Genomic DNA, 25,860 nt, shown 5'->3' with positions numbered 1-25,860 from the left:
GCCCATGGCTTATGACTCGATTTTCAAACCCGACCTGTTCGCTGGCCAGAACATCATCGTCACCGGTGGCGGCAGCGGCATTGGCCGTTGCACCGCCCATGAGCTCGCAGCCCTCGGCGCGCAGGTGCTGCTGGTGGGGCGTAATGCCGAGAAACTGAAAAAGGTCGCCACCGAAATCACTGAAGACGGGGGGAAAGCCAGCTGGCAGGTCTGCGATATCCGCGATGAAGACGCCGTCACGCAATTGGTCAGCGAACTGATCCGCAAACACGGGCCGATTCATGGGCTGGTCAACAATGCCGGCGGGCAGTACCCCTCGCCCCTGGCGTCGATCAATCAGAAAGGGTTCGAAACCATACTGCGCACCAACCTGGTGGGCGGTTTTCTGATGGCCCGTGAGGTGTTCAATCAGTCCATGAGCAAGCACGGCGGCGCCATCGTCAACATGCTCGCCGACATGTGGGGCGGCATGCCCGGCATGGGTCACTCGGGCGCGGCGCGCTCGGGCATGGACAACTTCACCAAGACCGCCGCGTTTGAATGGGGCTATGCCGGCGTGCGGGTCAACGCCGTCGCGCCAGGCTGGGTCGCTTCCAGCGGCATGGACACCTACGAAGGTGCGTTCCGGGCCGTAATCCCGACCCTGTGCGAACACGTACCGCTCAAGCGCATCGGCACCGAATCGGAAATCAGCGCGGCGATTGTTTTCCTGCTCAGCCCGGCAGCCGCTTTTGTCAGCGGCAGCACGTTGCGCATCGACGGCGCCGCCAGCCTCGGCGGGCGGGCCTGGCCAATGCACAAGGCGCAGAACAGTCATTCCTACAACGGTTTTCACCGCGCCTATTTACCCGAAGTACTCAGACCCGACGCGTCCAAACCTGACGCCTCCAAACCAGACGTCTCCAAACCAGATGAATCCAAGGACAAGGAATAACCATGCCGGTCATCCAGTCCCAGGTAGACCCGTTCAGCGAATCGTTCGCCCGTCACCGTGCGGCCATGCTGGCCGGCATTGAGCAGGTCCGCCAGCTCGAACAGAACCTGCTGAGCAAAGCCGCCGAAGCCAAGCCCAGGTTCGACAAGCGCGGGCAACTGCTGCCCCGGGAGCGACTTAACCTGCTGCTTGACCCCGGCGCGCCGTTCCTCGAACTGGCGAGCCTGGCCGGCTACAAGCTGCACGACGACAAGGACGGCAGCTCGGCCGGCGGCGGTTTGATCGCCGGGATCGGTTACGTGTCCGGCGTGCGGGTTTTGGTGGTGGCGAACAACAGCGCGATCAAGGGCGGAACCATTTCCCCCAGCGGTTTGAAAAAATCCCTGCGCCTGCAACAGATCGCCATGGAAAACAAATTGCCGGTAATCACCCTCGCGGAAAGCGGAGGCGCCAACCTCAATTACGCGGCGGAGATTTTCGTCGAAGGCGCGCGCAGCTTTGCCAATCAGGCGCGGATGTCGGCCATGGGCTTGCCACAAATTACCGTGGTCCATGGCTCGGCCACCGCGGGCGGCGCGTATCAACCGGGGTTGTCGGATTACGTGGTGGTGGTGCGCGGCAAAGCCAAGCTGTTTCTTGCCGGGCCGCCGCTGCTCAAGGCCGCCACCGGTGAAGTCGCTACCGATGAAGAACTGGGCGGCGCCCAGATGCACGCGCAAACCGCCGGCACCGCCGAATACCTGGCCGAGAACGATGCCGATGGCGTGCGCCAGGTGCGCGAGATCATGAGCCTGTTGCCGTGGAACGATCAGTTGCCATGGTTACCCGAACGTCGGTGGGAAGAACCGCTCTACCCCATCGACGAACTGCTGGGGCTGATCCCGGATGACCCGAAAAAGCCCTACGACGTGCGCGAAATCATCGCCCGGATTGCCGACGCGTCGAACTTCCTCGAATTCAAGGGCGAGTTCGACCAGCAAACGATCTGCGGGCATTTGCAGATTCAGGGTCGAGCCTGCGGCTTCATCGGCAACAACGGCCCGATTACGCCCAAAGGTGCGAGCAAGGCTGCACAGTTCATTCAGCTCTGCGACCAGAGCCAGACGCCCCTGCTGTTTTTCCACAACACCACCGGTTTCATGGTCGGCACCGAGTCGGAACAACAAGGGGTGATCAAGCACGGCGCGAAAATGATTCAAGCGGTGGCCAATGCCCGAGTGCCCAAACTGACGATCGTCGTCGGCGGTTCCTACGGCGCTGGCAACTACGCAATGTGCGGTCGTGGCCTCGACCCGCGCTTCATCTTCGCCTGGCCCAACAGCCGCACCGCGGTGATGGGCGGCGCTCAGGCCGGCAAAGTGCTGCGGATCGTCACCGAAGCCAAACAGCTCAAGGACGGGTTGGTGCCCGACCCGAAAATGCTCGACATGCTGGAACAAGTCACCGCGCAGAAGCTCGACAGCCAGTCCACCGCGTTGTATGGCAGCGCCAATCTATGGGACGACGGGCTGATCGATCCGCGGGACACCCGCACGTTGCTCGGGTACTTGCTGGACATCTGCCATGAGGCCGAAGTTCGTTCGCTGCAATCCAACAGTTTCGGCGTAGCCCGTTTTTGATGACGCGGAGCGTCTAAGGCTGATTCCCACGCAGAGCGTGGGAACGATCACAGGAGAACAATAAAAAATGATCTTCACCCAGGAACACGAAGCACTGCGCCGCACCGTCCGCCAATTCGTCGATAACGAGATCAATCCTCACGTCGAGGAATGGGAAAAGGCTGGGCGCTTTCCGATCCATGAGATCTTCCGCAAGGCGGGCGACCTCGGTCTGCTGGGGATTTCCAAACCGGAAAAATTCGGCGGCATGGGGCTCGACTACAGCTATTCGATTGTGGCCGCCGAAGAGTTCGGCACCATTCATTGCGGCGGCATTCCGATGTCCATCGGCGTGCAGACCGACATGTGCACCCCGGCCCTGGCGCGTTTCGGCTCCGATGAGCTGCGCGAAGAGTTCCTGCGGCCGGCAATCACCGGCGAGCAGGTTGGCTGCATTGGCGTCTCCGAAGTCGGTGCCGGCTCCGACGTAGCAGGCTTGAAAACCACCGCCCGCAAGGACGGCGACGACTACGTGATCAACGGCAGCAAGATGTGGATCACCAACTCTCCGAGCGCCGATTTCATTTGCCTGCTGGCCAACACCTCGGATGACAAGCCGCACATCAACAAGTCGCTGATCATGGTGCCGATGAACAGCCCCGGCATCAGCCTCAGCTCGCACCTGGACAAACTCGGCATGCGCAGCTCGGAAACCGCCCAGGTGTTTTTCGACAACGTGCGCGTGCCACAGCGCAACCGCATCGGCCACGAAGGCGCGGGGTTCATGATGCAGATGCTGCAGTTCCAGGAAGAACGATTGTTCGGCGCGGCGAACATGATCAAAGGCCTGGAGTATTGCGTCGACAGCACCATCGAGTATTGCAAGGAGCGCAAGACCTTCGGCAATGCGCTGATCGATAATCAAGTCATCCATTTCCGCCTGGCCGAACTGCAAACCGAAATCGAATGCCTGCGGGCGCTGGTCTATCAGGCCACCGAGCAATACATCAAAGGCCAGGACGTCACCCGTCTGGCGTCCATGGCCAAACTCAAGGCCGGGCGACTGGGCCGGGAAGTCAGCGACAGTTGCCTGCAATATTGGGGCGGCATGGGCTTCATGTGGGACAACCCGGTGGCGCGGGCTTACCGCGACGTGCGGCTGGTGTCGATCGGCGGCGGCGCCGACGAAATCATGCTGGGGATCATCTGCAAACTCATGGGCATCCTGCCGGGGAAAAAGAAATGAACACCCTTCCCGTTTGCCAGACCCTGTTGCTCGAACGGCATAACGGCGTCCTGCACATCACCCTCAATCGCCCCGACAGTCGCAACGCCATGAGCCTGCAAATGGTCGCCGAGCTGCGCGCGGTGCTGGCGGCGGTGCGCGATGACCGGCAGGTTCGCGCGTTGGTGATCGGCGGTGCCGGCGGGCATTTTTGTGCCGGTGCCGACATCAAGGACATGGCCAATGCCCGCGCTCAGGGTCAGACGGCCTACCGCGAATTGAACCGTGCGTTCGGCGCCTTGCTGGAAGAAACCCAGCACGCGCCGCAAGTGGTCATCACGGTGCTGCAAGGCGCGGTACTTGGCGGCGGCTTCGGTCTGGCCTGCGTCAGCGATATCGCGATGGCCGATCATCAGGCGCAATTCGGCCTGCCGGAAACCAGCCTCGGCCTGTTGCCGGCGCAGATCGCACCGTTCGTGGTGCAGCGCATCGGCCTGACCCAGGCCCGCCGACTGGCCCTGACCGCCGCACGGTTCGATGGCACCCAGGCCCGGCGCATGGGATTGGTGCATTTTGTCGAGCATGACCCGCAAGCCTTGGCCGAGCGCCTCGATGAGGTGCTGGCCCATGTGTTGTGTTGCGCCCCGGGGGCGAATGCGGCGATCAAAAAACTCTTGCTGGCGAGTGCGGCGCAACTCTCGGATGGCCTGCTGGATCAGGCGGCCGAGTGGTTCAGTGACGCAGTGACCGGGGATGAAGGGATCGAGGGGACGATGGCCTTTGTGCAAAAGCGAAAACCGGGTTGGGCGATTTAAGAGCTTCGCGGGCAAGCCTCGCTCCTACAGGGGTATCACGCAGTCCGTAGGAGCGAGGCTTGCCCGCGAAGAGGCCCTCACATTCACCGCAAAAACCAAGGGAATAACCCATGCCCGCCTTCAGCAAAATCCTGATCGCCAACCGCGGTGAAATCGCCTGCCGCATCCAGCGCACTGCGCAAGCGCTGGGCTACCGCACCGTTGCAGTATTCAGCGACGCCGACGCCGATGCCTTGCATGTGCAGATGGCCGACGAAGCCGTGAACATCGGCCCGGCCTCGGTGCAGCAGTCTTACCTGAACATCCCGGCAATCATCGACGCCGCCCGGCGCACCGGTGCCGATGCGATCCACCCCGGTTACGGCTTCCTCTCGGAAAACGCAGAATTCGCCCGCGCCTGCCAACAGGCCGGCATCATCTTCATCGGCCCGAGCCCCGAGGCCATTGAACTGATGGGCAGCAAACGTCTGTCGAAACTCGCCATGATCAAAGCGGGCGTGCCCTGCATCAAAGGCTATCAGGGCAGCGAACAGGACGACGCGACCTTCGGCCGTGAAGCCGAACGCATCGGCTATCCGCTGATGATCAAGGCCAGTGCCGGCGGCGGCGGTCGTGGCATGCGCCTGGTGCACAGCGCTGAAGAGTTGCTGGAGCAGATTCGCACCGCACGCTCCGAGGCGCGGCATGGGTTTGGCAGCGACGAACTGATCCTCGAGCAAGCCTTGATCGACCCGCGTCACGTCGAGGTTCAGGTGTTCGGCGATCAGCACGGCAACCTGATCTACCTTGGTGAGCGCGATTGTTCGATCCAGCGTCGCCACCAGAAAATCATCGAAGAAGCGCCCTGCCCGGTAATGACCGCCGAGTTGCGCCAGGCCATGGGCGAAGCTGCGCTCAAGGCGGGGCGCGCGGTGAATTATGTCGGCGCCGGCACTGTGGAGTTCCTGCTGGATGCTCGCGGGCAGTTTTACTTTCTGGAGATGAACACCCGGCTGCAAGTGGAACACCCGGTGACAGAGCTGATCACCGGCCTCGATCTGGTGGCCTGGCAGTTTCACGTGGCCGAAGGACTGCCACTGCCGTTGCAACAGGAGCAGGTTCAGCTCAACGGCCATGCCATGGAAGTGCGTCTGTATGCCGAAGACCCAGCCCAAGGATTTCTGCCGCAAACCGGGCGAATCGCAGCCTGGGAACCTGCGTTGCCGGGCGGTGTGCGGATCGACCATGGCTTGATCGAGGGCCAGTCTGTCAGTCCGTTTTATGACCCGATGCTGGGCAAGCTCATCGCCCACGGCGCCACCCGCGAAGAAGCCCGGCGCAAGTTGTTGCGGGCGGTGCAGGACAGCGTGCTGCTGGGCGTGCAAAGCAATCAGCGCTTGCTCGCCTGTCTGCTGGAACATCCACAGTTCATCAGTGGCGAGTTCAGCACCGGGTTCATCCCCACGCACTTCGTCGATCATCCCTATCTGCATCCCCATTTGCCGAGCGCCGAAGAACTGGCCATCGCTGCGGCGCTGTTTTATCAGGCTTCAGCGCAGGCTCACCGCGTCCCGCTGGCCGGTTGGCGCAACAACGCCAGCGTGCCTTTGCACTACCGAATCGGCCTGGAGGATCAGGACTGGCCGGTGGAATTGAACGCTGAATCTGGCGAACCTTGCCGCATTCAGGTCGGCGCTCGCACCCTTGAATTGAAGGTTATCCAGTGCGACGACCACTGGGCCACGCTGGAAATCGACGGCATCCGCCAACGCCATGCCTATCGCCTCGAGGCCGGGCAACTGTGGTTGTTCACGCGCCCCGGCAGCCTGCGGCTGGTCGATCGGACCCAGGCACTGGTCAGCAGCCAGGCTAATGTCAGTTCCGGCACGCTCAAGGCGCCAATGGACGGGGCGATCGTCGACGTACTGGTCAATGAGGGCAGCCCGGTCAGCAAAGGCCAGCTATTGGTGGTGCTCGAAGCAATGAAAATGGAGCATCCGCTCAAATCGGGGATTGACGGAGTGCTTAAACGCTTGCAGGTCAGGGTCGGCGATCAGGTTAAAAATCGTCAGATTTTGTTAGAGGTCGAATAAGCCGCTAGGCGGATCCGCCGGGTTTGGCTACGCTCAAGCCCTATCAGGACGCGGATACCAGGAACCCTGCGATGCCTCACTGGTTGGTCATTGATCTGGAAGCCACCACCGATGAGGGCGGCTGGCCAGTCACGGAAATGGAAATCATCGAAATCGGTGCCACCCTCGTGGACCGCAAGGGCCAGGAACTGGATCACTTCCAGTGCTTCGTGCGCCCGTTGCGCCGGCCCTTGCTGACGCCGTTTTGCCGGGAACTGACCCACATCACCCAGGCCAATATCGATGCCTCACAGCCGCTCACCGACATCTGGCCGTTGTTCGAGCGCTGGCTCGCCCAACATCACGCGAGCCTGGAAGGCTGGGCCAGTTGGGGCGATTACGACCGCAAACAACTGCTTCAGGACTGGCAGCGCCTGCAACTCGACAGCGCCCTGAGCCGAGTGCCGCACATGAACCTCAAGCAACGCTTCGCCAAGGCTTGTCGGCTGGAGCGCCCGCTGGGGCTCAACGGGGCCCTGCAACTGGCGGGCCTGCAGTTCAACGGTCAGCAGCATCGAGCACTGGAAGACGCGCGCAATACTGCGCGTTTGTTACCGCTGATTTTCCCCGCTAATCCTTGAGTGCAGGAGGTGACGCCTATCGACACCTTGTGCATACTGGCCGGCCCTTTTTAGCCCTTTTCGAGGAACCGCCCATGTTTAAAGTCAACGAGTACTTCGACGGCACCGTCAAGTCGATCGCCTTTGGCACCGCTGAAGGTCCAGCGACCATCGGCGTCATGGCACCGGGCGAATACGAATTCGGCACCAGCCAGCGTGAAATCATGCACGTGGTGTCCGGCGCCCTGACCGTCAAACTGCCTGACAGCGACACCTGGGAAACCTTCGCCGCCGGCAGCCAGTTCAACGTACCCGCCAACAGCAAATTCCAGCTGAAAGTGGCCGTCGACACCGCTTACCTGTGCGAATACCGCGGCTAAACCCCCGGATTTTCACAGCGACAAAAAAATGCCCGTGTCCTTGGACGCGGGCATTTTTTATTTTGAAGGGCTTTTATTCGAGAATCGTCACGGGCATGCCGACTTCAAGCCGGCCATTGCCGTCGTTGACCAGATTCTGCCCGAACATCGCGCCGTCGGCCTCGGTGCGGTATTTCTGCAATGTGGCCAGCGGTTCACGATCTTCGCTGCGTTCGCCGGTCTGCGGGTCGATGGTGGTCAGAATGCAGCGTGAGCAGGACTTGACCACGCGGAACTCGACATCGCCAATGCGGATGCGTTTCCAGCTATCTTCGGCATACGCTTCACTGCCCTCGATCACCAGATTGGGCCGGAAACGCAACATCTCCAGCGGCCGCCCGACCTTGCTCGACAAGTCTTCCAGCGACGCCTGACCAATCAGCAATAACGGAAAGCCATCGGCAAACGCCACCTGATCATCGTCCTTGCCATAGCCGGCCTGGGTGGTCCGCGCGCGATCAAGCGGCACTTGCACCAGACGCGTTGGCTTGCCGATGAACTCACTGACCCAGGCACCCGCCGCATCGCCGGCATCGGGGACGCGCAAGGTGTCGCGCCAGATGGTCACCCCGCGCAGATCGGCCTCGCCGTCAGGCAACGCAATATCGATCGGTGAATGACCCGGGGCACTGAGGGTCAAGCCGCCGCCGGCATTCCACAACGCCGACAGCTGACTCATTTTGGCGACCGCGCGCTGGGTCAGAAAGCGCCCACTGGCTTCGTCCACCAGCATCCAGCGTCGATCACCGTCCAGTCCCAGCTTGTCCAGGCTGACCTGATTGAGGGGCTCGCCCTTGCCGGATTTCAATGGAAAACGATAAAGCGCGCTCAGACGCATGGCCAACTCCCTGGTGGGTAAAAACGCCACCCTATACGAGCTTGATGGCCGAATCAAAGCCCTATTGAGAGCGCTTGCCCGCTTTTCGTAGGAGCCAGGCTTGCCGGCGAAAGCACTCTTAAGGACGCCTTCGCCGGCAAGCCTGGCTCCTACGTTCCGATTCAGGCAGGTATTGCGTCGAGCATAAGGCGCTGGCGCACCACGTCGACGAGTTTGTCGGGCTGGAATTTGGAGAGGAAGTTGTCGCAGCCGACCTTCTTCACCATCGAGTCGTTGAAGCTGCCCGACAGCGAGGTGTGCAAGACCACATAAAGCCGGCGCAAACGGGGGTCGTTACGGATTTCGGTGGTCAGGCGATAGCCGTCCATCTCCGGCATTTCCGCATCGGTGAAGATCATCAGCAGCTTGTCGGTCATGACTTCGCCCGTATCGGCCCAGGCCTTGAGCATGTTCAGCGCCTTCAAACCATCGCTGGCAATGTGCATCTTCACGCCCAATTGGCCCAAGGTGTCGCGCAACTGCGACAAGGCCACGTTAGAGTCATCCACCAGCAGCACTTCACGGCCACGGGCACGCTCCAGCACCGGATCGTCGAGTTTGTCGCGCGATACCTTGGCGTTGTACGGAACGATCTCGGCCAGGACTTTCTCGACGTCGATGATTTCCACCAACTGATCATCGACCTTGCTGATGGCGGTCAGGTAATGCTGGCGACCGGCACTGGCCGGCGGCGGCAAAATGGCTTCCCAGTTCATGTTGACGATGCGGTCCACGCCACCGACCAGAAACGCCTGCACCGAGCGGTTGTACTCGGTGACAATAATGGTACTGGTGGGACTTGGCACCAACGGGCGCATGCCGATGGCCTGGGACAGGTCGATCACCGGCAGCGTCTGGCCACGCAGGTTGACCACGCCGCAAACAAAGGGATGGCGTTGCGGCATCAGGGTTAGCTTCGGCAGCTGAAGCACTTCCTGAACCTTGAAGACGTTGATCGCAAACAATTGCCGTCCGGCCAGCCGAAACATGAGAATTTCCAGGCGATTCTCACCCACTAGTTGCGTGCGTTGGTCTACCGTGTCGAGAATGCCGGCCATTAATGACTCCTGGGCTTGTTCTGATGAATTCACTAAAGGGAGTTATCGGCTGTTTTTGCCGGACCTTGACCCCCAGACAAAATGCCAGGCTCAGGCATTGATGTCACATTAACATCATGCTTTACTGGCTCCGTGATTTTCATCTGCTTCCTTCCCTGCGGCGCGACCTCGGTTTGCACGTTAGGTTCCCCTGCGTAAGGGATTCCCCTAGTAACAATCAGGCCCAACCTGATATTCGCAATATCCAATAGCCATTAATGTGACGCCATTCTCATTGCATGAATGGAGTCAGGCTTTTGTGTGCGATTGCAGGTCAGTGGCCATCCACCCTCTCGAGTTCCCCTGCCGGCGCTCAAACCTGCCGGAGCGCGATATCACGAAGGCTTGGCAGCGCGGGGACACATATGGTTCTCGTCGGCACACACGACATTCCCTCATCTGACACGACGTTGTGGAGATAAGCATGCCGAACGACACCAAAGAGTGGGCTCAGCGATTTCCGGAATTTCTCGTTGAGGCTGAAACACTCTTGGCCAAATCCGAGGAATGCCTGAGTCATTTGCAACTGATCAGCAATGACAAGGACGCCATCGATTGCATGCTCAGCACCCTTCTCAAGCTGTCCAGCAAGGCCGATGCCTTGGCACTGGCGGCGGTCTCGGAGTTCTCGCTGCATATTCATGGATTACTGAGCTGCGCGCAGAACCACATGGACCTGCACGATCAAGCCCTGGACGCGCTCAAGGACTGCTTCACATTATTGGCCTGGCAACTCGAACTTATCGATCAGACTACCGGCCAACTCGGTCTCGATGACACTGAACAGACCTCACTGATAGAAGCGTTTGCGTTTCAAGTGGGACAAAGTCAGTTTCAGCCGCCCAGCCATGCCAGACCCTTCAGGTTGGTTTCGTTTTCGGAACGGCAAGCTTAAAAACATCAGCCCTGGCCGTGTTGTGCTTTTCTATTGCCATGACGCCGCCCTATAACTTGATGCGCTCATGCCGCAATTGAATGGGTCATTGCGTCGAAGACAGTTCGAGATAGTTATCCCTGTCTCGACTTCAGATAGTGCCTGGCAATAAAAACAAAATGCCTGGCAATCGATATCTTCCGACGACAACAATCGAAAGTTTTTCCATTATGGAACCATCGTCCAAAAACTGTATTTTGATTATATAGAGCTATATACCGAACGCGACCAACGGTATGTTAAGTGGTAGTATGCCGACCATTAGTTGACGCCAATTAATGGCAAAGTGATCCAGCCAAGCCCCCTGAAGGCTGCATTTCCAGCACTGCACCACAGCCATGAAGGCGACTTCACACAACGATTTCCACCCAGAGACCCGTCAGCCCTTGTGGCCGGTCTGCCCGCAGCGAACATCTATTGGCTCCATCCGCTATGTACGCCAGCCTCAAGTCAATTACCCTGTGGCCACCCTCCCGAAAAAACGCGCGCCGGTTTACGCTTTTTCTGTGTATCTGTTCGACGCTTGGCAGCCTGCTGGTCTACAGCTTGTCCATGTCTGTGCCGTTGAGTCTGCTGGTGCTCAATAGTGCAGCGCTGACCTGTGTCTGGGTGGGACATTGCCTTTCGCGCAAATCGATAAAGTTTCAACCTCAAGAACTGGCTGACCGTCTGCTGCAAGTGCAGGAAAACGAACGCCATCGGCTCAGTCGGGAACTGCATGATGACATCGGTCAATTGCTGACCGCCGCGAAACTTCAAAGTGAATGGCTCAAACGTCGAATGCCCGAAGAACTGCAGGGTCAGTGTTCGGTACTGTGCGAAACGCTGGACGAAACACTCACCAAGGTGCGAGATGTGTCGGCCATCCTGAATCCGCGGCAACTGGCCAGTCTCGGGCTGGAAGCCAGCCTGCGAGCACATTTACTCAGGACCCTGGCCAATACCTCCGTGCACTGGAGCCTGGAATGCCATCAACGCCTGACGGGCATACCGGAGGAAATGGCGGTGGCAGCTTTTCGCATCACCCAAGAAGCGGTTACCAATATACTGCGTCACGCCGAGGCCAGTAATTTGTTGGTCCGCCTGCAACGCCTGCCCCAAGGCCTGACGTTGTTGATCAGCGACGACGGCCTGGGTTTCGCGCCAGCGGCAGATCCCGCTCGCGAGGGGCAACGCGGAATGGCCGGGATGTCGGAACGGATCGATCAGTTAGGTGGCACACTGACCGTGACCAGTGAGCCGGGCAAAGGCACTCAAATCGAAGCACTCTTCCCCTGGGCGCCCCGTGCGCTAGAACGGGCCAGTACGAATAAGGTTATGCATTGACTTGTAACTTACTTCTGGTGGATGACCACTCGCTTATCAGGGCTGGCGTGCGCGCCCTGGTGCTGGATATTCCCGGCTATGCGGTAATCGGGGAGGCCAATGACGGCTCGCTGTTAGTCGAGATGGTCGAGCAGCTGTCCCCGGACATCATTCTGCTGGATATTTCCATGAAGGAAACCGGTGGTCTTGAAGCCTTGCAGCGACTCAAGCGCGTACGCCCGCAGTGCAAAGTGCTCATCCTGTCGATGCACACCGACCCGGCGCTTATCATGCAGGCCCTGGAATCAGGGGCTCATGGCTACCTGCTCAAGGACACCACGGCCACCGAACTCGAACATGCGCTGGATGCCTTGCGCAATAACGAACGCTATCTGAGCCCGGCCATTGCCCATACAGTCATCAACCAGGCGCTGACTCGAGCGCAGAAAAATCAGGCGCAAACCCAGGACTCGCACAACCTGACGGCACGTCAGCTGGAAATCCTGCGACTGATTGTTCGCGGAAAATCCACCCGGGAAATCGCCAATGGCCTGGCTCTGAGCATCAAGACTGTCGAAACCCACCGCTCGCAGATCATGAAACGCTTGCAGATCTACGATGTGGCCGGCCTGGTGCTGTTCGCCGTGCGCGAGCAAATCATCAGTCTGGACGATTAACTGGATTCGAGACGCTCAGCAGCGGCGAGCCTTCGGGCAAATGCACACGCAATGCCGCCGGGCGCGCCGAGAAACGCAGACTGTCGCCCTCCAGAGGCTCACCATCAAGGTTGATATAAAGGCCCTCCGAGACTTTGATCTCCACCCATGGCAAGCGAGCTCGTACGAACATGTTGTCGATGCCGAAGCCATCGGCCAGCAAATCTTTCAAGGTACCGACCACTTCCTGTGGCGCGGGCAAAATGCTGATATCCAGCAGACCATCGTCAGCCAGCGCCAGCGGGCACAACACATGACCACCGCCAGCCTGTCGGCCATTGCCAATGCCCAATGCCAACAATTCGCCGCGCCAGTGAAAATCTGGCCCCTGCAACTCGCCATAGGCCGCATGCAACTCACTGAAGCGCGATAAACCCGTGAAGAGATAAGCGGCGCCGCCAAGAATTTTTTTCAGATCTTCGGAGGTATTGGCCGTGACCTGACTGCCAAAGCCGCCAGTGGCCATGTTCAGGAAAACCTGACCGCCGACTTCCCCCAGATCAATGGTTCGCGGGACAGCCTCCAGAAGATCCAACGCCTGAGCGGGCTCCAGAGGCACACCGGCAGCACGCGCAAAATCATTGGCGGTGCCCAAGGGCAAAAGTACCAGACTGGCCTGCGTCGAATGCGCCGCCATGGCTTCAGCGATGTCACGCAAGGTACCGTCGCCGCCGCCGGCAATCAGTTGCGTATAGCCTGCCGTCAGCGCTTCTTCCACCAACCGCTGCGCATCACCGGCCTCCCAGGTCAGTCGAACAGCCAGTTTCCAGCCCTGCTGGCGCTTGCCTTCGACGGCTGCACGGACCTCCTCATTGAGTGCCTGCTTGCCATGCAGAATCAACAGTGCCTTGCGCTCGCTCATTTTTGCCACTCCCCTATCCGCAATTCCATGGAATATGTTGACCTCGCAGCCCCTGATAAAAGTCGACTGGATTTCAATTATTTCCAAGGGAAGGAAACGTGAGTCCTACAGAGCGGTATTTTTTCGTACAAAACATGAGGAATCGGCTCAATTGACCCATCCGAACAATTGGTACACCGTTGGGTCTCTGTTATCAGTGATTACCCGTTTAATTTACACAGGGATGTGAAAACAATGAATGAAACCCCCTTAAGGGCCTCAAAAAGCGCAAGCAACAACGGCATCGATCACCTGAATGGTTTTAACGCAAGGAGCCAGTTAGTCCATGCAAAGCCATGACCTCAGACTACCGGTAACCCCGGTCGCGCCGTTCGCAGAAAATCGCGCCAATCATCAGGCTGAACTCAAAAACAGCGCAAAGCACGCCGGAGAAGTGGACATGGAACCTCGCGTCATTGAACTGGAGACACACCTCAAGTACATCCGCAGAGACATGGATGAAGTCCGGGGTGACGTCAAATCCATCAAACACAGGCTTGCCTATTCAGCTGGCGCAACAGCCGTGATCCTGGGACTTCTGGCCTGGATCGCCAACAGCCGCTTCGATCAAGTCGTGACACTTCTGGCACATTAAGAAATGGTCACGCACGCAAGCCCGTTGCGATCAACCGGGCTTGCGGGGCAAAACCAGTGCCTGTATCAGCTCAAGACTTCACTCAGCGGGATGAAGCTCACCCAATCACCCTCGATCAGCGTACGGTCCTCCAGCACCTCAACCAGACCGTCAGCCCAGGCAGCACTGCGCAGTACGCCAGAGCTCTGATTCCTGTAGATGATTGCCCGGCCATTCTCCAGACGTCCGCGCAAGTACTCACGTCGGTTACCCGCCTTTGGCCAGACGAATCCTGCCGGCACCTGAAACTTCAGGGGCTCGACTTCTTTCACGCCTTGGCGGCGCAAAAGGTAGGGCCTTGCCAACAGAGCAAAAGTCACCAGGGTAGACGCCGGATTGCCGGGTAAACCGATCACAGGCACGCCGCGAAAATGCCCGAACGTCAGCGGTTTGCCTGGTTTGATGGCAAGCTTCCACAGCGTCAATTCGCCCTCTTCCCGCAAGGCAATGCCCAGAAAGTCGGCCTCTCCCACCGATACGCCACCAGTCGAGAGAATCAGGTCGACATCCTTCAACTCACCGAGGCGGGCACGAGTGGTCGCTAAATCATCGGGAAGAATACCGGCATCGATCACCTCACAACCCAACCGCTGCAACCAGCTGCAAAGCAACACTCGATTACTGTTGTAGATCTGTCCTGGCCCAAGGGCCTGACCAGGCTCAATCAACTCATCACCGGTAGACAAGACCGCAACACGAACCTTACGAACCACGTCCAGCTCAGCGCATCCCAGTGATGCCGCCAGCCCCTGCTCAATAGACCCCAGACGCGTTCCGGCGGGCAGGATCAGCTCACCGACGGTGGCTTCCTGACCTTGTGGACGGATGTTCTTTCCTGGGGTCATGGTTTCGGTGAAACGTACCCGCTCATCCGCCTGAGCCTCGGCGTTCTCCTGCATCTCGACACAGTCGGCACCGGCGGGCACAGGCGCGCCAGTGAAGATCCGCGCACAAGTACCTGGTTTCAAGGGCTCCGGGGCCTGGCCTGCAAAAATCTTCTGACTGACCACCAACGGCTCTCCCGTCCAGTCGGCCAGGCGCAAGGCATAACCGTCCATGGCACTGTTGGGCCAAGGCGGCAAATCAAGTGTCGAGACCAGGTCAGCGGCCAGTACACGCCCCTGAACCTGCGCCAACGGCAAGCGTTCGTGCTCACGAATCTTCGAGGCGTCGGCCATTCCCAGTAAACGCGCCAGTGCCACCTCGACAGCCATCAGACTGCCAGTCTTGCCTGGCTTACCCACGGGTTTCACAGGGTGCCGCCTGTTTCAGATGAGCCACGAAATTGCACGGACGGTGACGAGAATCCAGTTGCTCGGCGAGAATGCCGTCCCAACCGGTGCGCACCGCGTTGGTCGAGCCCGGCAAGCAGCACACCAGCGTGCCATTTGCCAGACCGGCCAAAGCCCGGGACTGAACCGTCGATGTGCCGATATCCGCTACCGATATCTGCCGGAACAATTCACCAAAACCATCGACCTGTTTATCCAGCAGGCAACTCACGGCTTCGGGCGTGCTGTCGCGACCGGTGAACCCGGTACCGCCGGTGATCAGCACCACTTGCACGACCTCATCAGCAATCCAGTTGGCGACTTGCGCGCGAATTTTGTAGAGGTCATCTTTAAGCAATACACGGGCCGCCAGGTTATGTCCGGCAGCGCTCAAACGGTCGACGAAGACCTGGCCTGAGGTATCGGTTTCCAGGGTACGGGTATCGCTGACAGTCAGCACCGCGATGTTGAGCGGTGCGAAAGGTACATCAGCCTTGGCTTTCATAGGCTCGTCCAGTTGTAGGAGAAACAGCCCGGTGTTATATCACAGCGCCTCATTTTTTCGCCGCCCTCATGGAGAAGTGTAATGACCTCGAATACACCTCTGGCACCTTGCTCCATTCTGCTCCTGGCCGGCGGTCGCGGCCAACGCATGGGCGGTCAGGACAAGGGATTGCTGGATTGGCACGGCGAACCGCTGATCGCGCATCTGCACCGCAAGACGCGCCCGCTGAGTGATGACCTGATCATCTCCTGCAACAGAAACCTGGAAAAATATGCGCCTTATGCGGATCAGTTGGTCCATGACGACGAAGGCGACTTTCCGGGGCCGTTGGCGGGTATTCGCGCAGGCTTGAGAGCCGCCCGCCATACTCACCTACTGGTGCTGCCCTGCGATGTACCACGCATCGATGCCGCGCTGCTCCAGGACATGCGTGAAACCGCCGGACAGCATCCGGACAAACCGCTGATGCTGCGCCATGGCGAACACTGGGAACCCTTGCTGTGCATGATTCCCGTCGCCCTTTCAGCGGCTTTCGAAACCGCCTGGAACGAAGGCGAGCGCAGCCCGGGCCGCCTTATGCGCAAGCTGGGCGCCACAGCCCTGCAATGCCCGGATAACGACCCCCGTCTGGCCAATCTCAATACGCCGGAACTGTTAAGCACACACCACACTGTGTCAGACTGACACGCGAAGGAACTTGCGCGCGTTGTATACGTCTCAAGCTCAGCAACCAAAAGAATCCCCATTCGGAGACACACCCATGACTCAACGGACCCTCGCCACTTTCATGCTCGCACTGGGCCTTGCCACCCTCGCCGGTTGCGCATCGCCTACAGTGATCACCTTGAATGACGGTCGAGAAATCCAGGCCGTCGACGCGCCTAAGTACGATGAAGAATCGGGCTTTTACGAATTCGAACAACTGGATGGCAAGCACACCCGCGTCAACAAAGATCAGGTCCGTACTGTTAAAGATCTGTAATCTTTACGGCGACAACCAGATACAGAAAAGCCCGCTTTTAAAGCGGGCTTTTTCGTGGCTGAAGAAAAGCAGGGTCGTTAGCCCTGTGATCACCACTGCAAGGTGATGGTGCTTTCGAATTCTCTTTCCTGCCCCGTGACCGGATCGACAAATCGCAGCCCCTGGGCCAACAGCTTCAAGGGGTTGGCATAGTCATCTTCTACGTCCTTGAGCACCTGCGGATAGAACGGATCATTGCAGATGCTGGCCCCTAGGGCTGTCATGTGAACTCGCAACTGATGTTTCTTGCCCGTCACCGGGTACAGCGCATAACGCCAGAGTTCACCGTTTTTTTCCCTGACCTCGACAGCCGTCTCGGTATTGCTGACTCCCGGACCTTCTTGCATGCGAAAAAACGGCTCGCCATCGATAAGTCGACTTTTATGAACCAGCGGGAAGGAGTGTTCCGGCAATGCCCGGGCGATTGCTTCATAGCGCTTTTCGATCTGGCGTGCAGGAAACAAGGATTGATACGCCGACCGACTCTGAGGGTTGGCTGAAAACAGCACCAGCCCCGCCGTATGCCGGTCAATGCGATGCAAAGGCACCAGATGCGGGTTATCCAGGCGACGGATCAGCCGCCGCAGCAATGTCTGCTCCACGTATTCGCCCGCCGGAGTCACGGGCAGAAAGTGTGGTTTGTCCGCCACCACCAGATGCTCGTCGGCATAGAGGATCGACTCCACCACCGGGATCGGTTTTTCGTCCGGCACCTCACGGAAATAATGAATCCGCAGACCTTCCTTGTAAGGCAGGTCCAGGGGGATCGGCAGGCCTTGCCCATCAAGGACACGACCGCGAGCAATTCTGTCCAGCCATTGTTCACGACCGATGGCGCTGAAGTGTTCGCACAGGCAATCGAGGACGGTCTGCCACGTCCCCGGCGGCAGATAGAGCGTGCTGGCCTGGTTGTGTGCGGCAGAAAAAGATGAAGTGGACATACGAAAAGCTCTAACCCCTCAATACAGAGCGGCATTATCCAACAGTGGCCGGAACGAACCTAGAAGAGAATCCTCAGGCCGGTATCGACTGTGTGCGAGCGGCCGCTTCGGTGAACTCCTTGAGCCAGCGCAGCACATCGACCGCTTCCCAGCGCCCCGGATCATAAAGCGCATACAACAACCCCTGATAGCCCACGACATCCAGCTGCCGGTGGTAGCCCGCACGCTGGAACAAGGCTTCGATTTCGGCGAAACAGGTATTGAAATGCAATTTGTTGAAGGGTGTTTTCCCCTCCGTGACCAGACCATCCAAACGCAGTTCGAGGACAGCCTCGCGCACCACGTCCGCCGACATCCGGTTCACGCTGTTCTTCAATTGCTCGACATTGACCAAGGTTCATCCCTCTGACGTCCGGGATCGCCTGCGTAAACCCGAAACCGGGGAAAGCATGGCAGGCAATCGGAGTTACTGTATGAACATACAGTAACCGAATAACCTACCTTTGGCCAAGGGATGAAACGAGGATCGCGACAGGTGGGGCGCATCGCCAGCAGCGTCAGGGTTCGCGCAGGAACGCCACCACTTCATCGGCACTGAACGGCCAGCTCAGCTCTGCGCCGGTATCGACCCGTCGCAACACTGGGATACGCAGACTGTAGGCTTCGAACCACGTTTCGTCGTCAGCGATATCCACCAGTTCCACCAACAGACCACGCTCGACAAACTCCATCAGCATGGCTTCGGCGACTTCACAAAGATGGCAACCAACGGTGCCGAACAACTGACATTCAGGAGGCATGACGACAAGACCCATCGAAGTAAGCGCTCATTCTAGGCCCGCGATCAAAAGCAGTCGAGCCGATGCCCTATCTGTCTGAGCAATGGCATTTCAAGAGATTTCGGCAAACTCCTGACGCACATCATTCGCCTTAACGGCCATTTGCGCGATGCTCGCGTCCTTTTTACTTCTACGCTTGAGTAGCCAGAACCCTCACCGGAGTTTTTTGTGTTCGCCAATCTGTTGATCATCTTCACCGCCTCTTTGGTAGTGATTGCGCTGTTCCAGCGCCTGCGCTTGCCACCGGTGCTGGGTTACCTGTGCGTAGGGCTGATGATCGGACCGACCGCGTTCGACTGGGTGAATGAAAGCGAAGAGTTGCCCGACCTTGCCGAGTTGGGCGTGGTGTTCCTGCTGTTTTCTCTCGGGCTTGAATTTTCCCTGTCGAAAATGCTCGCACTGCGCCAAGTGGTGTTTGGCCTGGGCAGCCTGCAAGTGCTGGTTTCCGGGGTCGCGCTGGGGGTGTTGCTGATGCTGTTCGGCATGCCAACCACGCCGGCATTGTTACTCGGTGCCGGTTTGGCGCTGTCGTCCACCGCCATTGTCAGCAAGGAGTTAAGCAGCCTCGGTGAGCTTTTCAGCCGCCACGGCCAGAATGCCATCGCCGTGCTGTTGTTCCAGGACGTGGTCGCTGTTTTGCTACTGACTCTGGTCCCGGTGTTCGCCGGTAATAGCGACCAGGTTTGGTATTGGGCTCTGCCATTGACGCTGGGCAAGACTGTCGTGCTGTTCGTCGGCCTGCTGCTGGTCAGTCGCTGGTTTTTGCCACGGCTGTTTCATGAAGTCGCCGCGTCCCGGTCCGCTGAGCTGTTCGTGCTGTTGGCACTGGTGATCGTTCTGCTGACGGCCTGGCTGACCCACCTGCTCGGCCTCTCCCCAGCCCTGGGCGCCTTTCTCGCTGGCATGCTACTGGGGGAAAGCCACTACCGACATCAGATCGAGGCGGACATCCGTCCGTTTCGCGACATTCTGCTCGGGGTATTCTTCGTCAGCATCGGCATGTTGATCGACTTGCGCTTGTTTGCCAGCCACGGCTTGCTGATTCTCGGACTGACGCTGGGATTACTGCTGATCAAAGGCACCGTGGTCGCGCTGCTGGTCAAATGGCGCGGCAGCGATGTCGAAACCGCCTGGCGCAGCGGCCTGGCCTTGGCTCAAGGCGGTGAATTCTGTTTTGCCCTGATGACGCAAATGCAGCAGAACAAACTGATGCCCGCCGACTTCGGTGGCCTGCTGCTGGCTGCCACGTTCTGCTCGATGCTGGTGACGCCTTTACTGCTGCGCGCCGCTCCCCACATTGCCACACGCCTGCACCACAAGCCCAACGAAGAAGCCGAACTCGAAAAAATCAGTGCACTCAACGCAGGCTTGCACAATCACGTAGTGATCTGTGGGTATGGCCGCGTAGGTCAGTCCATCGGGCGCGTCCTGCGTAATGTAGATCAACCGTACATTGCGCTGGATACCGACCCGGTGCGGGTTCAGGAAGCAGCCGTCAATGAAAGCTGCGTTCATTACGGCGATTCACGTCGCGGCGAACTGCTGGTGGCGATAGGGCTGGAACGCGCCAGACTATTGGTGGTCGCCGTGGATCAGACGGACATCGCACTGTTGATACTCAAGGAGGCACGCCGGTTCAACCCGAGTGTATCGATCCTGGTGCGCACACGGGACGACAGTCAGTTGGCCGAGTTGAAGGCGGCCGGTGCCAGCGAAGTCGTACCCGAGTTGCTGGAGTCGAGCCTGATGCTCGTCTCCCACGCGCTGATCATGCTGGGCATACCCGGCCAGCAGGTGCGAGACCGGGTCGACCAGGTACGGCGTGACCGCTATCGCCTGCTGCACGGCTTTTACCCCGGTGCCGACGATGAGGAACGCTGATTCAATCCTGGCTCACGGCACCGATCTTGTGCACCGACAAGTCCGCGCCGTAATACTCCTCTTCCTGGCTCAGGCGCAGACCATGGAACGCCTTGATTACGCCATACACCGCAAAACCGCCGGCAAGCGCCACGATCACACCCAGAGAAGTGCCGATCAACTGACTGATCAGGTTCACGCCCCCCAAACCACCCAAGGCGGTTTGACCAAAGATGCCGCAAGCGATCCCGCCCCAGACACCACACAGTCCATGCAGAGGCCAGACGCCCAGCACATCATCGATATGCCATTTGCCTTGGGCGGCGGTAAAGCACCAGACAAACAGTGCCCCGGCGATGGCACCGGTCACCAACGCGCCCACCGGGTGCATCAGATCCGATCCGGCGCAGATCGCCACCAGTCCGGCCAATGGGCCGTTATGCAGGAAGCCCGGGTCATTGCGCCCGACAATCAACGCCGCCACGGTGCCGCCGACCATGGCCATCAACGAATTCACCGCGACCAGCCCGCTGACCCCTTGCAGTGTTTGAGCGCTCATTACGTTGAAGCCGAACCAGCCAACGATCAGAATCCAGGAACCCAACGCCAGAAAGGGAATGCTCGACGGTGCGAATGCCACCAGTCGTCCATCGCGATAACGACCTTGCCTTGGGCCGAGCAACAACACCGCCGCGAGTGCCAGCCAGCCACCCATGGCGTGAACCACCACAGACCCTGCGAAGTCATGGAAACTGGCACCGAAGCGTTCCAGCAACCAGGCTTGCAGACCGAAGTTGCCATTCCAGATCATGCCTTCGAAGAAGGGATAGATGAACGCCACGATCAGCGCCGTCGCACACAACTGCGGGACGAACCGGGCGCGCTCGGCGATGCCTCCGGAAATGATTGCCGGTATCGCCGCAGCAAAGGTCAGCAGAAAGAAAAACTTCACCAGCCCATAGCCATGATCGGCAGTAATCACCGCCGCCGGCTGCATGAAAGTGACTCCGTAGGAAATCCAATAGCCTATAAAGAAGTAGGCCAGGGTCGAAATGGCGAAGTCGCTGAGGATCTTCGACAAGGCGTTGACCTGGTTTTTTTGTCGAACCGTACCCACCTCGAGAAAGGCGAAACCGGCGTGCATGGCCAGGACCATGACCGCACCGATAAGGATGAACAACGTGTTGGAGCTATGGACCAGACTGTCCACAGCACTTTGCAGATTTTCCATGGATTGGCAGACCTGAAGGCTGAAAAAAGCACCAAAGCAGTTCGCGCAGAAGGCTGGCGCACCAAGTTGCAGCCGATCCAGACTGAACCGCTGATCCGGATGAACCGCTTTGGCGCACAAGAACGGAACCTTTGCGCGAGTTTTGATTATTTGAGTTAAGGTTTTCCTTAAATCATGCCCAGCAACAGCGCAACGGCGCAGGCTGACGCACCACGACATAGCAAAAGTTGTACCAGTCATTTGTACTGAACCTTCACGCAAGGCTCATACTCGAACGCTTCAGAAGCCACTCACGGAGATCACCAATGGCACGCACCACAGCAAAGACTGCTCAAGAAGTTCTGATGGAAGATTTTCAGACACTGGTCACCGACACTGAAAGGTTGCTGGAACACACCAAATCCCTGGCTGGCGATCAAGCCGATGAGTTGCGCCAGCAGATCCATGACAGTCTGCTGCGCGCGCGGGAAACCCTGAAATTGACCGAAGACTCTGTGCGCGAGCGCGGCAAAGCCGCTGTCACCGCCACGGAAGATTACGTCCAGGCCAACCCATGGCAATCGGTCGGAATCGCGGCTGGCGTGGGCTTCCTGATCGGCCTGCTGGCCACTCGGCGCTAATATGGCGATCGGCGAATCCGGCCCGTCCGCGACGGGCACCGGCTCATCCCCGCGGCGCCTCGGTGCCGCGTTTCTTGGACTGCTGCACAGTCATGTCGAACTGTTTGGCATTGAATTGCAGGAACAAAAAGCACGCACGGTAAGCCTGTTGTTGTTTGCAGGCCTGACGCTGGTCTTTGCCTTGTTATTGCTGGTGGGCTTGTCGACGCTGGTGTTGATCCTGTTTTGGGACACCTATCGCCTGGCAGCAATCATCGGGCTCTGTGTGTTCTATACCCTCGCCGCGTTGTTCTGTGCGATGCGCTTGAGAGCAGCGATTTTCGATGAATCCTCGCCCTTCCACGGCACCCTGGAAGAGTTGGCCAATGATCGGGAGCGTCTGTTGCCATGAGCCTGTCTGAACTTCCCCGCAACAGCTCGCGCACGGAAATGCGCAAGGCGCTGATTCGCCTGCGCATGGAAATGCATCGCCAGGAAATTCGCCACGAATCCCAACAGCTGCTGCATCCCTTGCAACGGGTGCGTGGCATGACGCAAAACCTGCAAGACGGTCTCGGCATCAAACACGCCCCGCTCTGGGGCATCGCGGCCGTGATCGGGTTGGGCTTTCTGACCGGCAAGGGTGCCAAGGGTGGAGGTATCGGCAGCCTGACCCGGCTGGCTCGCCTGGGCGTCACGCTGGGGCCACTGATCAAGCTGATCATGCAGAACTCTTCGCGCAAACACTAATCAGTCCTGTTTGGCTGCATTCTTGCAACACCACCAGGATTAACCTCTTTATCGAGAGGTTAGTCCTGCGTGCCTGCTTGGTGTCCAGGTTTACCCGGAACAAAACCTTACTAAGGAGGCCTCGTGATCGACGGGCAACCGCTCGCCTGCTTTCAGCCGTTCATCGATACCGCCACGGGCCGCATCGCTGGCGTCGAGGCGCTGGGTCGACTGCGTCAGGCCGACGGTCAACTGTCCTCGGTAGGACCGCTGTTCGCCGACCCGCGAACCCCCGCCATCGCCCTGCGTCGTCTTGATCGCCAGATTCGCGATGATGCGCTGAGCCGTCTGCATGAAGCGCCCCCGGACTGGTTTCTCAGCCTCAACATATCGCCCCGCTGGATCAGTCGCTTGCACCGGGACCAGGCACTGCCAAGCCTCAAGCAGCTGAGCAGGCATGGCGTCGACGCGCAACGAATCGTCTTTGAGATCACCGAACTGGGCGGCGACAGCCAGCGTCTTGCCGAAGTCGTGGCCCGTTACCGACAAGCCGGGGCGCGGATCGCCATTGATGATTTCGGTGCCGGTTACTCTCAGCTCGATCGCGTGCTGGCCCTGCAACCGGACATTCTCAAGCTCGACATGCGATTGTTCCAGGCCGCCGCATTGGGAGGCCCCAGCAGCGAGGTGGTGAAGGCACTGGCGCAAATGGCGGAGAAAACCGGTTGCTGGATTATCGCTGAGGGCGTGGAAACCGAAGCTCAACTGAATTTTGCCCTGGAGTGTGGTTCTCGCTACGTACAGGGCTTTCTCTTCGCCCGTGCGCAAGCTGATTTCTTCGCCACAGATGCCTTTGTCGAGCGCTTCGCGCAACTGCGTCAGCGCTATGTTCAGCAAAAACTGGCTGAGCGCGCTCGCCTGATGATCATGCGCCAGCAACTCAGCGAACTGATGACCATCCTGCAAGCCTGGGCTCAAGCCAGCGCGCCCCTCAGCACCTTGCCGCAACTGGAAGCGTTTCCCTGGTTATTGCGTTTTTATCAATGCGACCGCCACGGCACGCAGCTGACCCCCAATCTGGAATGGCGCAACAACAGCTGGGAAGCCGATAACCGCTACCTGGGCCATAACTGGTCATGGCGCCCCTACTTTTATCACTTGCTGGCCGAGGGTTGGGATGAGCGCCGGCTGACGCTTTCCAACACTTACCGCGATGCCACCAGCAATCAATACTGCCTCACCGCCGGGCAATTCTTCGATAACGGCGAGCGACTGCTGCTCATCGATATCGATGCCGCGGGGCTCTAGTTCTCCTTGCAGGGACCGGCGCGAACCGGGAAGCTAGGGGATCAGTCACCTGACGGAGAAACCAGCCTTGGATTGGCAAACCCTGCTCACCCGCGAACGCCTCGGAAAGCCTGTGCACAGCCCGGAAGAACTCGGCCGCAGCCCTTTCCATAAAGACCACGACCGCATCATTTTCTCGGGCGCGTTTCGCCGTCTCGGGCGCAAGACCCAGGTCCATCCGGTCTCCAGCAACGATCACATCCACACACGCCTGACCCACTCGCTGGAGGTCAGCTGCGTCGGCCGTTCGCTGGGTATGCGTGTCGGTGAAACCATCCGTAGCGCCCTGCCCGACTGGTGCGAACCGAGCGATCTGGGCATGGTGGTGCAATCGGCTTGCCTGGCCCATGACATCGGTAATCCGCCCTTCGGTCATTCCGGTGAAGACGCGATCCGCCACTGGTTCCAGCAGGCCGCCGGCCGTGGCTGGCTGGATGCGATGAGCGAAGCCGAACGCAACGACTTCCTCAATTTCGAAGGCAATGCCCAAGGTTTCCGGGTACTTACCCAGCTTGAATACCACCAGTTCGAAGGGGGGACCCGGCTGACCTACGCCACGCTGGGCACCTACCTCAAATACCCGTGGACTGCCCGGCACGCCGACTCACTGGGCTACAAGAAGCACAAGTTCGGCTGTTATCAGAGCGAACTGCCACTGCTGGAACAGATCGCTCACAAGCTCGGTCTGCCCCAACTGGACGAACAACGCTGGGCGCGCCATCCACTGGTGTACCTGATGGAGGCCGCCGACGACATCTGCTACGCGCTGATCGATCTGGAAGATGGCCTGGAGATGGACCTGTTGGAGTACACCGAAGTCGAGTCCCTGCTGCTGGACCTGGTGGGTGACGATCTCCCGGAAACCTATCGCCAGCTCGGCCCGCAAGATTCGCGTCGGCGCAAACTGGCGATCCTGCGGGGCAAAGCCATCGAACACCTGACCAACGCAGCAGCCCGAGCGTTCGTCGAGCAACAGGATGCGCTGCTGGCCGGCACGCTGGCTGGCGACCTGGTGGAACACATGCATGGTCCCGCCAAACGTTGCGTCTTGAATGCCAAGGACATGGCGCGCAAAAAAATCTTCCAGGACAAGCGCAAGACACTCCACGAAATAGGCGCCTACACCACCCTGGAAATCCTGCTCAACGCCTTTTGCGGCGCGGCACTGGAGCAACACAACGGCCGTACGCCATCCTTCAAGCACCGCCGCATACTCGACCTGTTGGGCAACAATGCACCCGACCCTCACGGCCCTTTACACACCTCCTTCTTGCGCATGATTGATTTCATCGCCGGCATGACCGACAGCTATGCCGGAGAAATGGCGCTGGAAATGACCGGTCGTTCAAGCCACCGATAAAAACGTATCGATCAGCCTGTCAGAGAGCTCT

At 59.0% G+C, this 25,860-nt stretch carries 28 protein-coding genes; 19 read left to right on the top strand and 9 right to left on the bottom strand.

Annotated features, from left to right (window positions below; all coding sequences use genetic code 11):
• Nucleotides 1-4 precede the first annotated feature (4 nt).
• From ACIPLA_RS09465 to ACIPLA_RS09435, 7 genes are all read left to right on the top strand, one after another.
• Nucleotides 5-934, top strand: a complete 930-nt coding sequence (locus ACIPLA_RS09465; protein ID WP_218397466.1) for an SDR family oxidoreductase — start codon at nt 5-7, stop codon at nt 932-934.
• A gap of 2 nt (nt 935-936) precedes the next feature.
• Nucleotides 937-2,553 carry a geranyl-CoA carboxylase subunit beta gene (gene atuC / locus ACIPLA_RS09460; RefSeq protein ID WP_401173006.1) on the top strand — a complete coding sequence of 539 codons (1,617 nt, stop codon included), beginning with the start codon at nt 937-939 and terminating at the stop codon, nt 2,551-2,553.
• Nucleotides 2,554-2,620: 67 nt separating this feature from the next.
• On the top strand, nt 2,621-3,778 hold the full coding sequence (gene atuD, locus ACIPLA_RS09455; protein WP_401173005.1) for a citronellyl-CoA dehydrogenase: 1,158 nt from the start codon (nt 2,621-2,623) through the stop codon (nt 3,776-3,778).
• Entirely contained in the window at nt 3,775-4,572 is a 798-nt protein-coding gene (locus tag ACIPLA_RS09450; RefSeq protein ID WP_401173004.1) for an enoyl-CoA hydratase/isomerase family protein, read from the top strand. Before atuD ends, ACIPLA_RS09450 begins: the two co-directional genes overlap by 4 nt.
• Nucleotides 4,573-4,682: 110 nt before the next feature.
• A complete protein-coding gene (locus ACIPLA_RS09445) occupies nt 4,683-6,644 on the top strand; it encodes an acetyl/propionyl/methylcrotonyl-CoA carboxylase subunit alpha (protein ID WP_401173003.1) in 1,962 nt (653 codons plus the stop codon).
• Between the two features lie 71 nt (nt 6,645-6,715).
• Nucleotides 6,716-7,264: an exonuclease domain-containing protein gene (locus tag ACIPLA_RS09440; protein ID WP_192344109.1), complete on the top strand. Its 549-nt coding sequence runs from the start codon at nt 6,716-6,718 to the stop codon at nt 7,262-7,264.
• Nucleotides 7,265-7,338: 74 nt separating this feature from the next.
• Nucleotides 7,339-7,623: a pyrimidine/purine nucleoside phosphorylase gene (locus ACIPLA_RS09435; protein WP_007895072.1), complete on the top strand. Its 285-nt coding sequence runs from the start codon at nt 7,339-7,341 to the stop codon at nt 7,621-7,623.
• Between the two features lie 73 nt (nt 7,624-7,696).
• Here ACIPLA_RS09435 and ACIPLA_RS09430 read toward each other — a convergent pair whose 3' ends face one another.
• Nucleotides 7,697-8,500, bottom strand: a complete 804-nt coding sequence (locus ACIPLA_RS09430) for an MOSC domain-containing protein (RefSeq protein ID WP_218397473.1) — start codon at nt 8,498-8,500, stop codon at nt 7,697-7,699.
• Nucleotides 8,501-8,661: 161 nt separating this feature from the next.
• A complete protein-coding gene (locus ACIPLA_RS09425; RefSeq protein WP_401173002.1) occupies nt 8,662-9,597 on the bottom strand; it encodes a chemotaxis protein CheV in 936 nt (311 codons plus the stop codon).
• 463 nt (nt 9,598-10,060) lie between these two features.
• Here ACIPLA_RS09425 and ACIPLA_RS09420 point away from each other — a divergent pair, with 463 nt between their 5' ends.
• The 3 genes from ACIPLA_RS09420 (at nt 10,061) to ACIPLA_RS09410 (ending at nt 12,552) form a co-directional block, all read left to right on the top strand.
• Nucleotides 10,061-10,531, top strand: a complete 471-nt coding sequence (locus ACIPLA_RS09420) for a hypothetical protein (RefSeq protein WP_123497547.1) — start codon at nt 10,061-10,063, stop codon at nt 10,529-10,531.
• A gap of 471 nt (nt 10,532-11,002) precedes the next feature.
• Nucleotides 11,003-11,896, top strand: coding sequence for a sensor histidine kinase (locus tag ACIPLA_RS09415; RefSeq protein WP_401173018.1), 894 nt, complete (start codon nt 11,003-11,005; stop codon nt 11,894-11,896).
• Complete coding sequence (locus tag ACIPLA_RS09410; RefSeq protein WP_123497551.1) at nt 11,893-12,552, top strand: response regulator transcription factor; 660 nt, start codon at nt 11,893-11,895, stop codon at nt 12,550-12,552. The genes ACIPLA_RS09415 and ACIPLA_RS09410 overlap by 4 nt, the downstream gene beginning before the upstream one ends.
• Here the strand turns inward: ACIPLA_RS09410 and yegS are convergent.
• Complete coding sequence (gene yegS / locus ACIPLA_RS09405; RefSeq protein WP_401173001.1) at nt 12,536-13,453, bottom strand: lipid kinase YegS; 918 nt, start codon at nt 13,451-13,453, stop codon at nt 12,536-12,538. The two genes, ACIPLA_RS09410 and yegS, sit on opposite strands and share 17 nt — an antisense overlap.
• Before the next feature lie 325 nt (nt 13,454-13,778).
• Between yegS and ACIPLA_RS09400 the strand changes: the two genes are divergently transcribed.
• A complete protein-coding gene (locus tag ACIPLA_RS09400) occupies nt 13,779-14,087 on the top strand; it encodes a hypothetical protein (RefSeq protein WP_008075626.1) in 309 nt (102 codons plus the stop codon).
• A 65-nt stretch (nt 14,088-14,152) separates the two neighbouring features.
• Here the strand turns inward: ACIPLA_RS09400 and glp are convergent, their stop codons facing one another.
• The gene (gene glp / locus ACIPLA_RS09395) at nt 14,153-15,379 is read right to left on the bottom strand and encodes a gephyrin-like molybdotransferase Glp (RefSeq protein WP_401173000.1); all 1,227 of its coding nucleotides are present in this window, start codon (nt 15,377-15,379) and stop codon (nt 14,153-14,155) included.
• On the bottom strand, nt 15,363-15,902 hold the full coding sequence (moaB, locus tag ACIPLA_RS09390) for a molybdenum cofactor biosynthesis protein B (protein WP_008075630.1): 540 nt from the start codon (nt 15,900-15,902) through the stop codon (nt 15,363-15,365). The genes glp and moaB overlap by 17 nt, the downstream gene beginning before the upstream one ends.
• An 81-nt stretch (nt 15,903-15,983) precedes the next feature.
• Between moaB and mobA the strand changes: the two genes are divergently transcribed.
• Nucleotides 15,984-16,586 carry a molybdenum cofactor guanylyltransferase MobA gene (gene mobA, locus ACIPLA_RS09385; protein ID WP_218397482.1) on the top strand — a complete coding sequence of 201 codons (603 nt, stop codon included), beginning with the start codon at nt 15,984-15,986 and terminating at the stop codon, nt 16,584-16,586.
• Between the two features lie 76 nt (nt 16,587-16,662).
• Nucleotides 16,663-16,884, top strand: a complete 222-nt coding sequence (locus ACIPLA_RS09380) for a YgdI/YgdR family lipoprotein (RefSeq protein WP_007895056.1) — start codon at nt 16,663-16,665, stop codon at nt 16,882-16,884.
• Between the two features lie 89 nt (nt 16,885-16,973).
• Here ACIPLA_RS09380 and ACIPLA_RS09375 read toward each other — a convergent pair whose 3' ends face one another.
• From ACIPLA_RS09375 to ACIPLA_RS09365, 3 genes are all read right to left on the bottom strand, one after another.
• Entirely contained in the window at nt 16,974-17,864 is an 891-nt protein-coding gene (locus ACIPLA_RS09375) for a pseudouridine synthase (protein WP_401172999.1), read from the bottom strand.
• Nucleotides 17,865-17,937: 73 nt separating this feature from the next.
• Complete coding sequence (locus tag ACIPLA_RS09370; RefSeq protein WP_007895054.1) at nt 17,938-18,258, bottom strand: hypothetical protein; 321 nt, start codon at nt 18,256-18,258, stop codon at nt 17,938-17,940.
• A gap of 163 nt (nt 18,259-18,421) precedes the next feature.
• Nucleotides 18,422-18,664, bottom strand: coding sequence for a glutaredoxin family protein (locus tag ACIPLA_RS09365; RefSeq protein WP_401172998.1), 243 nt, complete (start codon nt 18,662-18,664; stop codon nt 18,422-18,424).
• A 207-nt stretch (nt 18,665-18,871) separates the two neighbouring features.
• Between ACIPLA_RS09365 and ACIPLA_RS09360 the strand changes: the two genes are divergently transcribed.
• Nucleotides 18,872-20,584, top strand: coding sequence for a cation:proton antiporter (locus tag ACIPLA_RS09360; protein ID WP_401172997.1), 1,713 nt, complete (start codon nt 18,872-18,874; stop codon nt 20,582-20,584).
• Nucleotide 20,585: 1 nt separating this feature from the next.
• Here ACIPLA_RS09360 and ACIPLA_RS09355 read toward each other — a convergent pair whose 3' ends face one another.
• Nucleotides 20,586-21,794 carry an ammonium transporter gene (locus tag ACIPLA_RS09355; RefSeq protein WP_123497564.1) on the bottom strand — a complete coding sequence of 403 codons (1,209 nt, stop codon included), beginning with the start codon at nt 21,792-21,794 and terminating at the stop codon, nt 20,586-20,588.
• 305 nt (nt 21,795-22,099) lie between these two features.
• On the opposite strand from ACIPLA_RS09355, the gene ACIPLA_RS09350 reads away from it, so the two are divergent.
• The 5 genes from ACIPLA_RS09350 to ACIPLA_RS09330 all read left to right on the top strand — a co-directional run bounded on the left by ACIPLA_RS09350 (nt 22,100) and on the right by ACIPLA_RS09330 (nt 25,829).
• On the top strand, nt 22,100-22,414 hold the full coding sequence (locus tag ACIPLA_RS09350; protein WP_007895050.1) for a YqjD family protein: 315 nt from the start codon (nt 22,100-22,102) through the stop codon (nt 22,412-22,414).
• Between the two features lies 1 nt (nt 22,415).
• Complete coding sequence (locus ACIPLA_RS09345; RefSeq protein WP_007895049.1) at nt 22,416-22,805, top strand: phage holin family protein; 390 nt, start codon at nt 22,416-22,418, stop codon at nt 22,803-22,805.
• Nucleotides 22,802-23,143, top strand: a complete 342-nt coding sequence (locus tag ACIPLA_RS09340) for a hypothetical protein (protein WP_218397486.1) — start codon at nt 22,802-22,804, stop codon at nt 23,141-23,143. Before ACIPLA_RS09345 ends, ACIPLA_RS09340 begins: the two co-directional genes overlap by 4 nt.
• 123 nt (nt 23,144-23,266) lie before the next feature.
• Nucleotides 23,267-24,430 (top strand): EAL domain-containing protein, encoded by a 1,164-nt coding sequence (locus tag ACIPLA_RS09335; protein ID WP_401172996.1) that lies wholly within the window; start codon nt 23,267-23,269, stop codon nt 24,428-24,430.
• 67 nt (nt 24,431-24,497) lie between these two features.
• The gene (locus ACIPLA_RS09330) at nt 24,498-25,829 is read left to right on the top strand and encodes a deoxyguanosinetriphosphate triphosphohydrolase (RefSeq protein WP_218397491.1); all 1,332 of its coding nucleotides are present in this window, start codon (nt 24,498-24,500) and stop codon (nt 25,827-25,829) included.
• The last annotated feature ends 31 nt before the right edge of the window (nt 25,830-25,860 follow it).

The organism is Pseudomonas sp. NPDC086112 (assembly GCF_044746425.1).
GTDB lineage: Bacteria > Pseudomonadota > Gammaproteobacteria > Pseudomonadales > Pseudomonadaceae > Aquipseudomonas.
The sequence above is the reverse complement of the archived record's forward strand: the minus strand, read 5'-3'. Positions and strand labels throughout refer to the sequence as shown.

What these genes read in the sequence shown, in the direction of transcription:
- ACIPLA_RS09465 (WP_218397466.1), top strand. Translation starts at nt 5, where the DNA reads ATGGCTTATGACTCGATTTTCAAACCCGACCTGTTCGCTGGCCAGAAC.
- atuC (WP_401173006.1), top strand. Translation starts at nt 937, where the DNA reads ATGCCGGTCATCCAGTCCCAGGTAGACCCGTTCAGCGAATCGTTCGCC.
- atuD (WP_401173005.1), top strand. Translation starts at nt 2,621, where the DNA reads ATGATCTTCACCCAGGAACACGAAGCACTGCGCCGCACCGTCCGCCAA.
- ACIPLA_RS09450 (WP_401173004.1), top strand. Translation starts at nt 3,775, where the DNA reads ATGAACACCCTTCCCGTTTGCCAGACCCTGTTGCTCGAACGGCATAAC.
- ACIPLA_RS09445 (WP_401173003.1), top strand. Translation starts at nt 4,683, where the DNA reads ATGCCCGCCTTCAGCAAAATCCTGATCGCCAACCGCGGTGAAATCGCC.
- ACIPLA_RS09440 (WP_192344109.1), top strand. Translation starts at nt 6,716, where the DNA reads ATGCCTCACTGGTTGGTCATTGATCTGGAAGCCACCACCGATGAGGGC.
- ACIPLA_RS09435 (WP_007895072.1), top strand. Translation starts at nt 7,339, where the DNA reads ATGTTTAAAGTCAACGAGTACTTCGACGGCACCGTCAAGTCGATCGCC.
- ACIPLA_RS09430 (WP_218397473.1), bottom strand. Translation starts at nt 8,500, where the DNA reads ATGCGTCTGAGCGCGCTTTATCGTTTTCCATTGAAATCCGGCAAGGGC.
- ACIPLA_RS09425 (WP_401173002.1), bottom strand. Translation starts at nt 9,597, where the DNA reads ATGGCCGGCATTCTCGACACGGTAGACCAACGCACGCAACTAGTGGGT.
- ACIPLA_RS09420 (WP_123497547.1), top strand. Translation starts at nt 10,061, where the DNA reads ATGCCGAACGACACCAAAGAGTGGGCTCAGCGATTTCCGGAATTTCTC.
- ACIPLA_RS09415 (WP_401173018.1), top strand. Translation starts at nt 11,003, where the DNA reads ATGTACGCCAGCCTCAAGTCAATTACCCTGTGGCCACCCTCCCGAAAA.
- yegS (WP_401173001.1), bottom strand. Translation starts at nt 13,453, where the DNA reads ATGAGCGAGCGCAAGGCACTGTTGATTCTGCATGGCAAGCAGGCACTC.
- ACIPLA_RS09400 (WP_008075626.1), top strand. Translation starts at nt 13,779, where the DNA reads ATGCAAAGCCATGACCTCAGACTACCGGTAACCCCGGTCGCGCCGTTC.
- moaB (WP_008075630.1), bottom strand. Translation starts at nt 15,902, where the DNA reads ATGAAAGCCAAGGCTGATGTACCTTTCGCACCGCTCAACATCGCGGTG.
- mobA (WP_218397482.1), top strand. Translation starts at nt 15,984, where the DNA reads ATGACCTCGAATACACCTCTGGCACCTTGCTCCATTCTGCTCCTGGCC.
- ACIPLA_RS09380 (WP_007895056.1), top strand. Translation starts at nt 16,663, where the DNA reads ATGACTCAACGGACCCTCGCCACTTTCATGCTCGCACTGGGCCTTGCC.
- ACIPLA_RS09375 (WP_401172999.1), bottom strand. Translation starts at nt 17,864, where the DNA reads ATGTCCACTTCATCTTTTTCTGCCGCACACAACCAGGCCAGCACGCTC.
- ACIPLA_RS09365 (WP_401172998.1), bottom strand. Translation starts at nt 18,664, where the DNA reads ATGCCTCCTGAATGTCAGTTGTTCGGCACCGTTGGTTGCCATCTTTGT.
- ACIPLA_RS09355 (WP_123497564.1), bottom strand. Translation starts at nt 21,794, where the DNA reads ATGGAAAATCTGCAAAGTGCTGTGGACAGTCTGGTCCATAGCTCCAAC.
- ACIPLA_RS09350 (WP_007895050.1), top strand. Translation starts at nt 22,100, where the DNA reads ATGGCACGCACCACAGCAAAGACTGCTCAAGAAGTTCTGATGGAAGAT.
- ACIPLA_RS09345 (WP_007895049.1), top strand. Translation starts at nt 22,416, where the DNA reads ATGGCGATCGGCGAATCCGGCCCGTCCGCGACGGGCACCGGCTCATCC.
- ACIPLA_RS09340 (WP_218397486.1), top strand. Translation starts at nt 22,802, where the DNA reads ATGAGCCTGTCTGAACTTCCCCGCAACAGCTCGCGCACGGAAATGCGC.